The sequence below is a fragment of the Serratia sp. CY33802 genome (assembly GCF_052169095.1).
Classification (GTDB): Bacteria; Pseudomonadota; Gammaproteobacteria; order Enterobacterales; family Enterobacteriaceae; genus Serratia; species Serratia bockelmannii.
Genome location: NZ_JBJNLL010000006.1, coordinates 64,768 through 78,230, shown reverse-complemented (window position 1 = coordinate 78,230; position 13,463 = coordinate 64,768). Strand labels below are relative to the sequence as shown.

Below are 13,463 nucleotides of genomic sequence, written 5' to 3'. Positions count from 1 at the left end.
TTGTCACTAGTGCGTATAATCGCCGCCCGGCGATTAATTAACCTGTAAAAAGAGCGGCAGAATGAGCACCACCAGCCTGATCCAACCCGATCGTGAACTGTTTTCCTATAAGCCTTATTGGGCGGAATGTTATGGCACCGCGCCGTTTTTACCGATGTCGCGAGCCGAGATGGATCAACTGGGCTGGGACAGCTGCGACGTGATCATCATCAGCGGCGACGCCTATGTCGACCACCCGAGCTTCGGCATGGCGATCATCGGCCGCATGCTGGAAGCGCAGGGCTTCCGCGTCGGCATCATCGCGCAGCCGGACTGGAGCAACAAAGAAGATTTCATGCGGTTGGGGAAACCGAACCTGTTCTTCGGCATCACCGCCGGCAACATGGACTCGATGATCAACCGCTATACCGCCGATCGCAAACTGCGCCACGACGACGCTTACACCGCCGGCAACGTCGGCGGCAAACGCCCGGATCGCGCCACCCTGGTCTACAGCCAGCGCTGCAAAGAAGCCTATAAAGACGTGCCGATCGTGTTGGGCGGCATCGAAGCCAGCCTGCGCCGCATCGCCCACTACGATTATTGGTCGGATACCGTGCGCCGTTCGGTGCTGGTGGACTCCAAAGCCGACATGCTGATCTACGGCAACGGCGAACGCCCGCTGGTGGAAGTGGCGCACCGTCTGGCCGCCGGCGAGAAAATCGGCGATATCCACGATATTCGCAATACCGCGGTGATGCGCAAAGAAGCGCTGCCGGGCTGGAGCGGCGTGGATTCCACCCGCCTCGACAAGCCGGGCCGCATCGAACCTATCCCGAACCCGTACGGCGAGGATCTGCCGTGCGCCGACGGCGCCAAGCCGAAAGAGCCGGAAGCCAAGCCTGTCACGGTGCGCGCCGCCAAGCCGAAGCCGTGGGAGAAGACCTACGTGCTGCTGCCGTCCTTCGAGAAAGTGAAGGGCGACAAGGTGCTGTATGCGCACACCTCGCGCATTTTGCACCATGAAACCAACCCAGGCTGCGCCCGCGCGCTGATGCAGAAACACGGTGACCGCTACGTGTGGATCAACCCGCCGGCGATCCCGCTGACCACGCCGGAGATGGACAGCGTCTTTGCCCTGCCTTATCAGCGTGTGCCGCACCCGTCCTATGGCCAGGATCGCATTCCGGCCTATGACATGATCCGTTTCTCGGTGAACATCATGCGCGGTTGCTACGGCGGCTGTTCGTTCTGTTCGATCACCGAGCATGAAGGGCGCATCATCCAGAGCCGTTCGGAAGATTCGATCGTTCGCGAAATCGAAGAGATCCGCGACAAGGTGCCGGGCTTTACCGGCGTGATCTCCGATCTGGGCGGCCCGACCGCTAACATGTACATGCTGCGCTGCACTAACCCGCGCGCCGAGCAGACCTGCCGCCGCGCCTCGTGCGTGTATCCGGAGATCTGCACTTATATGGACACTAACCACGAGCCGACCATCAAGCTTTACCGCCGCGCGCGTTCGCTGGAGGGCATCAAGAAGATCCTGATCGCTTCCGGGGTTCGTTACGATCTGGCGGTGGAAGATCCGCGCTATATCAAGGAACTGGCGACCCACCACGTCGGCGGCTACCTGAAGATCGCGCCGGAGCACACCGAAGAAGGCCCGCTGTCAAAGATGATGAAACCCGGCATGGGCAGCTACGATCGCTTCAAGCAGCTGTTTGATCACTATTCGAAGCAGGCGGGCAAAGAGCAGTACCTGATCCCGTACTTCATCTCGTCGCACCCGGGCACCCGCGATGAAGACATGGTGAACCTGGCGCTGTGGCTGAAGAAGAACCGTTTCCGCCTCGATCAGGTGCAGAACTTCTATCCTTCGCCGATGGCCAACTCCACCACCATGTATTACAGCGGCAAAAACCCGCTGAGCAAGGTGGGGTACAAGAGTGAAGACGTGGTGGTGCCGCGCGGCGAGCGCCAGCGTCGCCTGCATAAGGCGCTGCTGCGTTACCACGATCCTGCCAACTGGGCGCTGATCCGCACCGCGCTGGAAGAGATGGGGCTGAAGCACCTGATCGGCAGCCGCCGCGAGTGTCTGGTGCCGGCGCCGAGCATCGACGAGCAGCGCGAGGCGAAACGGCTGCAGCGCCACACCCGGCCGGCGCTGACCAAACATACCGATATTAATCGGCAGCGCACGCCGTCCAACCGGCCGCCGCGCAAGCCGATTCGCAAGGCCAAGCCGTAACGACCACGCCGCGTGCGCAAACAAAAAGGAGAACCCCCGGGTTCTCCTTTTTACTTTAGCTAATTACAACCGTTCGTAAGCGGCTTCCACTTTCATCAAATGGCGCGGCGCCTGCGGTGCGGGATGGTATTTGCGCACGTGCCAGTTAAAGGCTTCTGGCGACAGGTTGTTGATCATCGCGATCGCCTGCTGGCGATTACTGGAGAAGGTGCGCAGCAGCGCGCCGGTGCCGTTGACGTAGGCGATGATGGTGGCGTAGCGCAGCGTGACGGGATTGGCGATCCCTTTAAGCTGTTGTTTTTGCAAGGTGGCCAGATAGGCGGCGCCGAGATCGATATTGGTGTCGGGATCCCGCAGGTCATCGTCGTCCGGGCAGCCGCGTTTGCCTTTGTAGCGGTAGGCATCGCAGCCGGCGGTATCGGCTTTCAGCTGCATCAGGCCGATCGCATTGGATCTGCTCACTGCGGAAGGGTTGAAGCCGGACTCCACCTGGATCATGGCGGTGATCAGCTTGGCGTCCACGCCGTATTCGCTGGCGGCGTCTTTGATGGCGCTATCGAAGGCGTGGCGATCGTAGCTGACGCGCTGTTTCTTGCCGGCGCAACCCGCCAGCACCAGCATGATGCAAAGCATGCCCAGCCGTGACCCGTGTGAGAAAGAGAATTTCATGGTGCTCCGTGCTTGTCTGTTTTTTAACGGCGTTAACCGGTGGCCGGAGCCTCCGGCGTCGTCATCATAACGTCAGGCGGCGCAAAGGAGCAATGTGTGGGAAGGAAAAGCCCCCTCCGGCGGGAGAGGGCTTGAGCGTGGGTTTACAGGGTATCCGGATCCGGCCCCAGGCGGTTGCCGACGTCCAGCTTGGCGATCTCGCCCAGTTCGTCCTTATCGAGTTTGAAATCAAATACCTCGAAGTTTTCGCGAATGCGCGACGGCGTGACGGATTTCGGGATCACGATAAGACCGCTGTCCAGGTGCCAGCGCACCACGATTTGCGCCGGGGTTTTCTCGTATTTCTCGGCCAGGGCCTTGATCAGCGGCTGGTCGAATACCCCTTCACCGCCCTGCGCCAGCGGGCTCCAGGATTCGGTGGCGATATGGTGCGTAGCGTTCCAAGCGCGCAGTTGGCGCTGTTGCAGCAGCGGGTGCAGCTCGATCTGGTTGACGACCGGCGCCACGTTGGTTTCATCCAACAGACGCTGCAGGTGCGGCGTATGGAAGTTGCATACGCCGATGCTTTTCACCAGGCCTTGTTCGCGCAGTTTGATCAGCTCGCGCCAGGCGGAGACGTATTGATCCTGCTGTGGGCGCGGCCAGTGGATCAGATACAGATCCACATAGTCCAGCTTGAGCTTTTCCAGACTGGTTTCCAGCGCCGCCAGCGGATCGCCCTGATCGTCGTTCCACAGCTTGGTGGTGATGAACAGGTCGCTGCGCGGCAGCGCGCTGGACTGCAGCGCGGCGCCGACGCCTTCCTCGTTCTTGTAGATCGCGGCGGTGTCGATGGAGCGGTAACCGATCTCCAGCGCTTTGCTGACCGCGCGGGTGGTCTCTTCAATACTCGCCTGCCAAACGCCGAGACCCAACTGCGGCATCAGATTACCATCGTGGAGTTTGATGATGGGTTGTTGCGTTGTCATGCGCATCTCCTTGTGTACGGATTGCGGCGCCTGCGGCACCGAAACGGCTATAGATAAATTCTAGTTGGCAAAATGGGCGGTTGCCGGGTTTGCCAGCCTAATTTCAGCGGTGGCGGGAGGGCGATTCTCTCCCCGCTCTCCCTGCGAATGAGCGGTAAGACGAAGGGTGCGAAACGATCGGCGGCGCGCTGAGGCGCCCGACGGCGCCCGGCGATCGGCCGGGCGCCGGATGCGGCGAAAAATGGCTGACGGAGACTAAAGCCTAGCAAAAAATCGCCGTTTTGCGATTAACGCGCCGCTTCATAAATGCGGCGGCTGACGTCCAGGGTGATGTCCTGATGCTCGCCCAGGGCGGTCATGCCGTGCTGATGCAGCTTGTCGAGCAGCGCCGGAATGCTGCTGCCGTCGAGCTGATAATCCGCCATGCGGGTCGGTACACCCATCTGTTCGAAGAAGGCGCGGGTGGCGGCGATGGCGCCGTCGATGCGGCTGTCTTCGCTGCCTTCGCGCAGGTCCCAGATGCGGTCAGCGTACTGCAGCAGTTTTTCGCGCTTCTGCGCTTTCTTCTCGTGCAGCAGCGCCGGCAGCACGATGGCCAGCGTTTGTGCGTGGTCGAGATCGTGCATGGCGGTCAGTTCATGGCCCAGCATGTGGGTCGCCCAGTCCTGCGGCACCCCGGCGCCGATCAGGCCGTTCAGCGCCATGGTAGCGCTCCACATCACGTTGGCGCGCACCGCATAGTTTTCCGGCTCGGCCAGCGCGCGCGGGCCGTCTTCCAGCAGGGTCAGCAGCAGGCCTTCGGCGAAGCGATCCTGCACCTTGGCGTCGACCGGGTAGGTCAGATACTGCTCCAGGGTGTGTACGAAGGCGTCGACCACGCCGTTGGCTACCTGGCGCGGCGGCAGCGAGTAGGTCACGACCGGATCCAGCACGGCAAAGCGCGGCTGCACCAGCGGCGAGAAGAAGTGCTGTTTGTCGCCGCTGCTCTTCCGGGTGATCACCGCGCCGCTGTTGGACTCGGAACCGGTGGCCGGCAGCGTCAGCACGCAGCCCATCGGCACCGCGTCAGTGATGTGGCTGCCGACGGTCTGCAGAATATGCCAGGCATCGCTGTCGGCCGTATAACGGGCCGCGGCGGCGATGAACTTGGTGCCGTCAACCACCGAACCGCCGCCGACCGCCAGCAGGAAATCGATGTTTTCCGCTTTCACCACCTCGACCGCTTTCATCAGCGTTTCGTAGGTCGGGTTCGGCTCGATGCCGGAGAACTCACGCACGTCACGGCCGGCCAGCGCGCTGTACACCTGATCCAGCACGCCGTTTTTCTTCACGCTGCCGCCACCGTAGGTGATCAGGATGCGTGCGTCCGCTGGGATCTGGCCGGCCACGTCGGCAATTTGGTCCTTGCCGAACAGGATTTTGGTTGGGGTATGCAGAATGAAGTTTTGCATGGTTGATTTCTCTCTTTCTGTCAGGCGGGCGCCAACGCGGCGCAAAGGTGTCTGGCCCGTATTGTCAGGAACCTGGCGGCAACGCACAATGCACATTCCTGTTTGGTTCTTGCCTATTTCTACAACTGCCTGTAGAAATGGAGAGCTTTAAATTATGATTTATGCCGAATCGTTCTGACTGTAAGAGGGTGTTTCCGTGACTGAAATCGATGCGCTGCGCAGCCGCATGGCACGCCAGGCGATGGCTATCGCCACCGGCAACGGCTACACGTCGTCACCGGTGCCGCGGGTGAAGATCCTGTATGTCGATCGCCACTGCCCGCGTCAACCGGTAATGTACGAACCGGGGATCGTCATCATCTTTCAGGGGCACAAGGTCGGCTATTGCGGCAACAAGGTGTTCCAATACGATCCGCGCAACTACCTGCTGATGACGGTGCCGCTGCCGTTCGAGTGCGAAACCTTCGCCAGCCCGGAGTTGCCGCTGGTGGGGTTGGCGGTCAATATCGATACCCAAATGCTGCAGGATTTGCTGATCGACATCGGCGACGACGACTACCTGATGCAGCCGCGGGCGGAGAGCAACGGGGTAAATCTGGCCGAGCTGACGGAAGCGCTGCTGTGTGCCACTGAACGCCTGCTGGACGTGATGGCCAAGCCGCTCGACGCCCGGGTGCTGGGGCCGCAGATTGTGCGCGAGATCCTCTACTATGTGCTGCGCGGCACCTGCGGTGCGTCGCTGCAGGAGCTGGTTAATCGACATACCCACTTCAGCCAGATCGCCAAGGCGCTGCGGCGCATAGAAAATCAGTATGCCGACAATCTCAACGTCGAGCAGTTGGCCAGCGAGGTCAACATGAGCGTGTCGGCGTTTCACCATAACTTCAAGGCGGTGACCAACACCTCTCCGCTGCAGTACGTGAAATCGTACCGGCTGCATAAGGCGCGCCTGTTGATGGTGCATGACGGTCTGAAGGCCAGCACGGCGGCGATCCGCGTCGGTTACGAGAGCGCGTCGCAGTTCAGTCGTGAATTCAAACGGCTGTTCGGCATGACGCCGAGCGATGAAGTCGCCCGGCTGCGCGATGCCAATCCGCTGCTGCTGGAGGGCTGAGCCGCGTTTACGGGGTCAGAACGATCTTGCCGAACGGCCCGCGATCGAGATGATCCAACGCCTGCGGCAGCTGGTCGAAGCGGTATACCTGATCGATCACCGGCTGCAGGTTGACGGCGTCCACGGCGCGCACCAGATCTTCCAGCGCGCGGCGATGGCCGACGCCGATGCCCTGGATCTGCGCCGATTTCAGCAGCAGCAGGCCGGCGGGCGCGGAAATCTCGGCGCCCGCCAGCACGCCGATCACCGAGATGCGGCCGCCCACCGCCACGGCGCGTACTGAGTTGCCGAGATTCGGGCCGCCGACGGTGTCGATCACATGGTCGATGCCGCGATCCTGCGTCAGCGCATAAACCGCCTCCACCCAATCGTCGTTCAGCCGGTTGATGCCGTGACTGGCGCCCAGTGCCCGGGCGCGCGCCAGCTTTTCATCGCTGCCGGAGGTCACGTACACCTCGGCGCCGTGCGCTTTGGCGATCTGCAGCGCGAACAGCGCCACGCCACCGGTGCCTTGCACCAGCACTGTCTCGCCGGCATGCAGTTTGCCTTGCTCTACCAGCGCGAACCAGGCGGTCAGCCCGGCGCACGGCAGGGTGCTGGCCTGCGCGTCGTCCAGCGACGTCGGCGCCGCCACCAGCCAGTCTTCATGCAAAATCACGTATTCCGCCAGTACGCCCTGATAGAAGCCACCAAGGGTGTGGTAAGGCACCTGGCGCGCATCGCCGTACGGTTTTTGCCGGCCGTCGAGCCAGCCGGGGCTGAAGGTGGAGATGAACCGAGCGCCGGGTTGGAACCGGCTGACGCCGGGGCCGATAGCGTCGACCTCGCCGGCCATGTCAGAGGCGGGGGTGAACGACTGCGGCAGCGTCAGCCCCATGCCGCTTTCAATCATCATTTTGTCGCGGTAGTTGAGCGCTACCGCCTTCACTTTCACTCTGATTTCGTGTGGCCCCGGCTGCGGAACCGCTTCGGTGGTCAGCTGCAGGTGTTCACGCCCCAGGGTATCCATCGTCCAGCGTTGCATCGTGTCGGTCATGATGTTCTCCAAAGTCAGCGATTAACGACCTGTCGATAATATCGTTGATAGAGGTTCGCCAGTGGCGATAAGATTTCCGCAGATTGTTTCTTTCAGAGCGACAAATCATGAGCGATCGATTGAGCGGCATTTCGGTATTCGTCACCGCCGTGGAGGCGGGCAGTTTTGCGTTGGCGGCCAGTCGGTTGCACCTGTCGCGTTCGGCGGTAGGGAAAACCATCGCCCGGCTGGAACAGCGGCTGGGCGTGCGGCTGTTTCATCGCACCACCCGCAGCCAGAGCCTGACCGACGACGGTGCGTTGTTCTATGAGCGCTGCCTGCGGGCGCTGGAGGAGATCCGCAGCGCGGAAACGTTGCTGGAGTCGGGCAAGCGGCAGGTCAGCGGCCGGCTGCGGGTGTCGATGCCGGTGCTGTTTGGCCGCATGTGTATTGCGCCGTTGCTGACCGATCTGACGCGTGAGCACCCTGGCCTGGAGCTGGAGCTGTCGTTCAGCGATCGGGTGGTGGATCTGATTGAGGACGGTTTCGATATGGCGATCCGTAACGGCACGCTGGCCAACAGCAGCGGGCTGGTGGCGCGTCGTATCGGCGATCACCGCATGACGCTGTGCGCCTCGCCGGCCTATCTGCAGCGGTGCGGCGAACCGCACAGCATTGAGCAACTGGCTCAGCACGAGGCGGTGACCTATATGCGCGCCGGCGCGCGGCGCAGCTGGCGGGTGCTGGACGAGAACGGCAAACCGCAGGACGTGATGCCGAATAACCGGTTGCAGATGGACGATTTGCAGGCGATTGCGGATGCAGCGACGGCGGGTTTCGGCATCGCCTGGCTGCCGTGCTGGCTGGTGCGTGAGCAGCTGTTGAGCGGGGCGCTGGTACGCTTACTGCGCGATCGGCCGGGCGCCGCCTTTGATGCACATGCGGTATGGCCACACACGCCGCACCTGCCGCTGAAGGTGCGGCTGGCGGTGGATACGCTGGTGAGCAAGTTGCCCGCCAGTCTGGCGTTGGTTGAGAAGGCGCTGTAGTGCGCCTGGATCAGGAGGAGGAGGCGCGCTTTTTACGCCAGATCACCAGCATGGCGCCCAGCAGGCCGACGAACAGCAGCAACAGCGGCAGCAGCATCAGGCCGGTCATCACCTGGCTTTCGTAGCGTTTCACCAGAGGGATTTGGCTGAACGCGTAACCGAGGCCGACCAGCGCGCAGACCCAGATCGCCGCACTCAGCCAGTTGAACACCTGGAAGCGCGAACTGTTGAGCCCGGAAATGCCGGCCATGGTCGGCAGCAGCGTGCGCACGAAGCCGAGGAAACGGCCGATCAGCAGTGCCGTCAGCCCGTGGCGATTGAACAGGTTATGAGCGCGCTGGTGATATTGCGCCGGCAATTGCAGCAGCCAGCCTTTCACCAGGCCGGTGTGGCCCAGCCAGCGGCCCTGGATATAGCTCAGCCAACAGCCGAGACCGGCGGCGGCGGTCAGAATCAACAGGGTGGGGGCAAAGCCCATCACGCCTTTGGCGATCAGCGCACCCGACAGCAGCAGCAGGCTGTCGCCGGGGAGGAAGGAGGCGGGCAGCAGTCCGTTTTCCAAAAACAGGGTGGTGAAAAGCACGGCATAAACCACCCAAATCACGCTAGGATCGGCGAGGGCGATAAAGTCCTGCTGCCAAAGCGCATGAATAATCTCTCGTAATACATCCATTTTATGTCCTGTTGCATGCCGGTTGCGCCCGGGGTCACGTTCTCCAGGATGCGGCGGTTACCGTATCTGACAGTTATCCGGTTAGTGTACCGCTAATAGCTTAAGCCGACATTAAACGAGACGAAGAAAATTACCGGAATCCGCCTTAGCGCACGCCGTTGAGGCGATCGAAACCGGCCGCCAGATCGGCGATCAGGTCTTCGACGTTCTCCAGGCCGATGTGTATGCGCACCAGCGTGCCGGAGAAATCGACGCCGCCCGCCGGCCGGATGGCTTCCAGCTCTTCCGGCTGGTTGGCCAGGATCAGCGACTCGAAGCCGCCCCAGGAGTAGGCCATGCTGAAGTGGCTGAAGTTGTCCAGGTAAGCGGCCAACTGGGCATCATCCAGCCGCTCTTTCAGCACGAAAGAGAACAGCCCGTTGCAGCCGCTGAAGTCGCGGCGGTAGAACTCGTGGCCCTTGCAGCTGGGCAGGGCTGGGTGATTGACCGTCGCCACCTCCGGCCGTTCGGCCAGCCAGTTGGCGACCTCAATGCTGCTGCGCTCGTGCTGTTTCAGGCGCACGCTCAGGGTACGCAGGCCGCGGCTCGCCATGTAGGCGGTGTCGGCATCCACCATCTGCCCCATCAGATAGGAGTACTCGCGCAGCCGATCCCAACAGCGCGCGTTGGCGACGGCGGTGCCGAGCATGTAATCGGAATGGCCGATCAGGTATTTGGTGCCGGCCTGAATGGAGATATCGATGTCGAAATCCAGCGCCTTGAACAGCACGCCCGCCGCCCAGGTGTTGTCGATCATGATCACCACCTCCGGCGCCACGGCACGAATGGCCTGCACCATGGCCGGGATATCCTGCACTTCCAGAGTGATGGAGCCGGGGGATTCCAGGAACACCACGCGGGTATTGGGTTGGATCAACGTGGCGATATCGGCGCCGATCAACGGATCGAAATAGGTGGTGCTGACGTTCATGCGACCGAGGATGTGAGTGCAGAAATCCTGGGTCGGTTCGTACGCCGAACCGGTGACCAGCAGGTGATCGCCGGCGCCGACGAACGACAGGATCGCATTGGCCACCGCCGCCGCGCCGCAGGGGTACAGCACGCAGCCGGCGCCGCCCTCCAGCTCGACCATCGCATCCTGCAGGGCGAAGTGGGTCAGCGTGCCGCGTCGGCCGTAAAACAGCTCGCCATGGGCGCGTTGCGCGGTGGCGTGCTTTTTGGCGGCGACGGAGTCGAAGACCAAGGAAGAGGCGCGTTGCGTAACGGGATTGACGGAGCCCTGGGTGTAGCGTTTGCCGCGGCCGGCGCCGATCAGCGTGGTTTCGATGTGTTTTGACGTCATGGTACCTGGCTCACCTCTGGTTGCTCTGCACGTGCCCGTTTACGATAGCCCTTACGTTAGCATGAGTTGATATAGCCATCCAGACGTTTTAACTTCTGGATATAGAAACGGCTATAATTGGCTGTCAGCGGCGCATTTCTCGCCTCATCCTTCTGCCGAGCGGCGAGAGAGAAGCCCATTCATCGGTCGAGACGTCGTTCGGCAGGGTGGTCTTGTTGCACCGTTGTGGGAGAAAAGTAACGAAATAACCCCATAAAAGGAGCGTTTGGCGGTGAACGGGCGCGGATTGGCGCTTTGCCGCGGGGCTGGCTAAAATTTTCGCGTTTATTTGGTAAATAATAATGAGAACTACTATCAATCCCCGGTTGGTTTGATATGATCGCATGCTGAATTATTCCTTAATTTTGATCGGTAATGGGTGGAGGCACAGCGTGAAAACGGCTGGCAAGAATTTAAATCAAGGATCGTTCGGCCAGGGCCGGGCGCAGTGGGGCAAGGCCTTTGGCCGCAGCCTGATGGCTTCTATGGTGCTGGTTGTGGGGCTGGCCGGCAGCGCGCAGGCAGCGCCGGCGGCCAATCCGGCCGTTACCGAAAGCGTTGCGCCGACCACCGCGCCTGCACCTGCAGCCGCTGCGCCGGAAAGCATCACGCCGGTGAACCCGGCACCGACGATCCAGCCACCGGAAACCCGCGGCATGGACCTGTCCATTTGGGGCATGTACCAGCACGCCGACGCGGTGGTGAAAGCGGTGATGATCGGCCTGGTGCTGGCGTCTATCGTGACCTGGACCATTTTGTTCGCTAAAGGCAGTGAACTGCTGCGCGCCAAGCGCCGTCTGCGTCGCGAGCAGTTGGCACTGGCCGAAGCGCGCTCGCTGGATGAAGCTTCCGAGCTGGCGCAAAACTTCTCCCCGGAGAGCGTCAGTGCGGTACTGCTGAACGATGCGCAAAATGAGCTGGAGCTGTCTGCGGAATCCAACGACAACAACGGCATCAAAGAACGCACCGGTTTCCGTCTCGAGCGCCGCGTAGCGGCCTACAGCCGTAACATGGGCCGCGGCAACGGCTTCCTCGCCACCATTGGTGCCATCTCGCCGTTCGTCGGCCTGTTCGGTACCGTCTGGGGCATCATGAACAGCTTTATCGGCATCGCCCATTCGCAGACCACCAACCTGGCGGTCGTGGCGCCGGGCATCGCAGAGGCGCTGCTGGCGACTGCGATGGGCCTGGTAGCGGCGATCCCTGCGGTCGTTATCTACAACATCTTCGCCCGCGTCATCAGCGGCCATCGCGCCCAGGTAGGCGACGTGGCGGCGCAGGTCTTGCTGCTGCAGGGCCGCGATCTGGATCTGGCCGCAACGGCGGAAGCCAAGCGCTCACAGCACGCACACCAACTGCGGGCGGGGTGAGTCATGGCGATGCGCTTAAATGAAGATCTGGACGACAGCGGCGAACTGCATGAAATCAACGTGACGCCGTTTATCGACGTCATGTTGGTGCTGTTGATCATCTTTATGGTGGCCGCGCCGCTGGCAACGGTAGATATTCGCGTCGATCTGCCGGCCTCCTCCGCCAAACCGCAGCCGCGGCCGGAAAAACCGGTGTTCCTGTCGGTGAAGGCCGACAAGCAGCTCTACGTTGGCGATCAGCCGGTGAATGCCGATCAGTTGACTTCGGTGCTGGATCAACGCACTCAGGCGAACAAAGAAACCACCATCTTCTTCCAGGCAGACAAGAGCGTGGACTATGAAACGCTGATGAGCGTGATGGACACCCTGCGTAAAGCCGGCTACCTGAAAGTGGGGCTGGTGGGCATGGAAGGCGCCGCCAAGTAGCGGTAGCACAACGATAAAGGGCGCTCAGGCGCCCTTTTTTATTGATTCAGAAATATCACTCCCCGGCCAACAACGCCCGGGAACCGGCATGGCGCCAGTGGATGCGGCCCGGCAGATAAAGCGCATGCTGTTCCAGCGGCCGCTCGTCGATGAGCGCGGTCACCTGGTCGAAGCTATGCTGCGCCAGCGCCCGGCAGTCTTGCGCGACCGTATCTATCTTCAGCGTCATGCAATCGAACAGGTAGTGATCGTCGAAGCTGCACAGGTGGATGTCGCTCTCCATCAGCTGATGCTGCGTCAGATAACGCAATACGCCCTCCAGCAGGCCGCAGGCGGCGGTAAACAGCGCTTTGGGCGGACGCCCCAGCTGTGCGCACAGCTGAGCGAACATCTCGTAACCTGAGCTGGGGTGATAGTTGCCGTTGATGATCCATTCCGGTTTGCACGTGATGCCGGCGCGCTCCAGGCCAAGCTGGAAGCCGGCGAGGCGATCGCGGGTCGGCGAAATGCGCGGCTGCCCGCCGAGAAAATAGATCTCATCCGGATGTTGGCGCGCGACCTTTTCCACCAGGTCGGCGGTCGCATTAACCGAGTCGGTGATCACCAGCGGCAGTTCGGAGCCGGCGATCAGGCGGTCCATCTGCACCACCGGTAGCCCGGCGTTGATCTTCTGGTATTCTGCATCGTTCAACTGGCTGGAGGCGACGATCAAGCCGTCCACCTGCCGCTGTACCAGACTGTTCACCGCCATCATCTCCTGCGCCGGGTTTTCATCGGTGCAGGCGATCAGCAGCTGCAGACCGGCTTCGCGGCACAGCGTTTCCAGCTCGCGCGAAATCACCGCAAAGCCGTAGTTGGTCATCTCCGGCACCACCAGCCCCAGCGTGTGGCTGCGATTGGAGCGCAAAGAACGAGCGTGGATGCTGGGCTGATAATGGTGTTCGTGCGCCAGCGCCAGAACGCGGTCGCGGGTGTCGTCGGACACCCGATATTCCTTGCTGCGGCCGTTCAGCACCAGGCTGGCGGTCGATTTCGACACCCCGGCCAGCGTGGCGATGTCACTGATGGTAATGCGTTTATTTTTTTTCACTGACGCCATCTGAAGTCATCGGAGGAT

Annotated in this window: 12 protein-coding genes; 5 read left to right on the top strand and 7 right to left on the bottom strand. The window is 61.5% G+C overall.

Annotated elements, in window-relative coordinates:
• Positions 1-61: 61 nt before the first annotated feature.
• Positions 62-2,230 carry a YgiQ family radical SAM protein gene (locus ACJ8HA_RS17915; RefSeq protein WP_025304292.1) on the top strand — a complete coding sequence of 723 codons (2,169 nt, stop codon included), beginning with the start codon at positions 62-64 and terminating at the stop codon, positions 2,228-2,230.
• 63 nt (positions 2,231-2,293) lie between these two features.
• Here the strand turns inward: ACJ8HA_RS17915 and ACJ8HA_RS17910 are convergent, their stop codons facing one another.
• The 3 genes from ACJ8HA_RS17910 to yqhD all read right to left on the bottom strand — a co-directional run bounded on the left by ACJ8HA_RS17910 (position 2,294) and on the right by yqhD (position 5,318).
• Positions 2,294-2,899, bottom strand: a complete 606-nt coding sequence (locus ACJ8HA_RS17910) for a transglycosylase SLT domain-containing protein (RefSeq protein ID WP_025304291.1) — start codon at positions 2,897-2,899, stop codon at positions 2,294-2,296.
• Positions 2,900-3,042: 143 nt separating this feature from the next.
• Positions 3,043-3,867 (bottom strand): 2,5-didehydrogluconate reductase DkgA, encoded by an 825-nt coding sequence (gene dkgA, locus ACJ8HA_RS17905; RefSeq protein ID WP_016930128.1) that lies wholly within the window; start codon positions 3,865-3,867, stop codon positions 3,043-3,045.
• A gap of 287 nt (positions 3,868-4,154) precedes the next feature.
• Positions 4,155-5,318, bottom strand: coding sequence for an alcohol dehydrogenase (yqhD, locus tag ACJ8HA_RS17900; protein ID WP_089181352.1), 1,164 nt, complete (start codon positions 5,316-5,318; stop codon positions 4,155-4,157).
• Between the two features lie 226 nt (positions 5,319-5,544).
• Between yqhD and ACJ8HA_RS17895 the strand changes: the two genes are divergently transcribed.
• Positions 5,545-6,432 carry an AraC family transcriptional regulator gene (locus tag ACJ8HA_RS17895; RefSeq protein ID WP_212637121.1) on the top strand — a complete coding sequence of 296 codons (888 nt, stop codon included), beginning with the start codon at positions 5,545-5,547 and terminating at the stop codon, positions 6,430-6,432.
• A gap of 7 nt (positions 6,433-6,439) precedes the next feature.
• Here the strand turns inward: ACJ8HA_RS17895 and ACJ8HA_RS17890 are convergent, their stop codons facing one another.
• On the bottom strand, positions 6,440-7,468 hold the full coding sequence (locus tag ACJ8HA_RS17890) for a zinc-dependent alcohol dehydrogenase family protein (protein WP_442515424.1): 1,029 nt from the start codon (positions 7,466-7,468) through the stop codon (positions 6,440-6,442).
• 107 nt (positions 7,469-7,575) lie between these two features.
• Here ACJ8HA_RS17890 and ACJ8HA_RS17885 point away from each other — a divergent pair, with 107 nt between their 5' ends.
• The gene (locus ACJ8HA_RS17885; RefSeq protein WP_025304286.1) at positions 7,576-8,496 is read left to right on the top strand and encodes a LysR family transcriptional regulator; all 921 of its coding nucleotides are present in this window, start codon (positions 7,576-7,578) and stop codon (positions 8,494-8,496) included.
• A gap of 10 nt (positions 8,497-8,506) precedes the next feature.
• Here the strand turns inward: ACJ8HA_RS17885 and ACJ8HA_RS17880 are convergent, their stop codons facing one another.
• On the bottom strand, positions 8,507-9,169 hold the full coding sequence (locus ACJ8HA_RS17880; RefSeq protein WP_025304285.1) for a DedA family protein: 663 nt from the start codon (positions 9,167-9,169) through the stop codon (positions 8,507-8,509).
• 145 nt (positions 9,170-9,314) lie between these two features.
• Complete coding sequence (metC, locus tag ACJ8HA_RS17875; RefSeq protein ID WP_025304284.1) at positions 9,315-10,511, bottom strand: cystathionine beta-lyase; 1,197 nt, start codon at positions 10,509-10,511, stop codon at positions 9,315-9,317.
• 431 nt (positions 10,512-10,942) lie between these two features.
• On the opposite strand from metC, the gene exbB reads away from it, so the two are divergent.
• Positions 10,943-11,920 carry a tol-pal system-associated acyl-CoA thioesterase gene (exbB, locus tag ACJ8HA_RS17870; RefSeq protein WP_072269874.1) on the top strand — a complete coding sequence of 326 codons (978 nt, stop codon included), beginning with the start codon at positions 10,943-10,945 and terminating at the stop codon, positions 11,918-11,920.
• Positions 11,921-11,923: 3 nt separating this feature from the next.
• Complete coding sequence (exbD, locus tag ACJ8HA_RS17865; RefSeq protein ID WP_004937307.1) at positions 11,924-12,346, top strand: TonB system transport protein ExbD; 423 nt, start codon at positions 11,924-11,926, stop codon at positions 12,344-12,346.
• 55 nt (positions 12,347-12,401) lie between these two features.
• On the opposite strand, the gene ACJ8HA_RS17860 is transcribed toward exbD, so the two are convergent.
• Positions 12,402-13,445 (bottom strand): substrate-binding domain-containing protein, encoded by a 1,044-nt coding sequence (locus tag ACJ8HA_RS17860; RefSeq protein ID WP_060434570.1) that lies wholly within the window; start codon positions 13,443-13,445, stop codon positions 12,402-12,404.
• Positions 13,446-13,463 lie beyond the last annotated feature (18 nt).

Bases quoted from the DNA above. Each gene is read 5' to 3' on its own strand.
- ACJ8HA_RS17915 (WP_025304292.1), top strand. From the start codon at position 62: ATGAGCACCACCAGCCTGATCCAACCCGATCGTGAACTGTTTTCCTAT.
- ACJ8HA_RS17910 (WP_025304291.1), bottom strand. From the start codon at position 2,899: ATGAAATTCTCTTTCTCACACGGGTCACGGCTGGGCATGCTTTGCATC.
- dkgA (WP_016930128.1), bottom strand. From the start codon at position 3,867: ATGACAACGCAACAACCCATCATCAAACTCCACGATGGTAATCTGATG.
- yqhD (WP_089181352.1), bottom strand. From the start codon at position 5,318: ATGCAAAACTTCATTCTGCATACCCCAACCAAAATCCTGTTCGGCAAG.
- ACJ8HA_RS17895 (WP_212637121.1), top strand. From the start codon at position 5,545: ATGGCACGCCAGGCGATGGCTATCGCCACCGGCAACGGCTACACGTCG.
- ACJ8HA_RS17890 (WP_442515424.1), bottom strand. From the start codon at position 7,468: ATGACCGACACGATGCAACGCTGGACGATGGATACCCTGGGGCGTGAA.
- ACJ8HA_RS17885 (WP_025304286.1), top strand. From the start codon at position 7,576: ATGAGCGATCGATTGAGCGGCATTTCGGTATTCGTCACCGCCGTGGAG.
- ACJ8HA_RS17880 (WP_025304285.1), bottom strand. From the start codon at position 9,169: ATGGATGTATTACGAGAGATTATTCATGCGCTTTGGCAGCAGGACTTT.
- metC (WP_025304284.1), bottom strand. From the start codon at position 10,511: ATGACGTCAAAACACATCGAAACCACGCTGATCGGCGCCGGCCGCGGC.
- exbD (WP_004937307.1), top strand. From the start codon at position 11,924: ATGGCGATGCGCTTAAATGAAGATCTGGACGACAGCGGCGAACTGCAT.
- ACJ8HA_RS17860 (WP_060434570.1), bottom strand. From the start codon at position 13,445: ATGGCGTCAGTGAAAAAAAATAAACGCATTACCATCAGTGACATCGCC.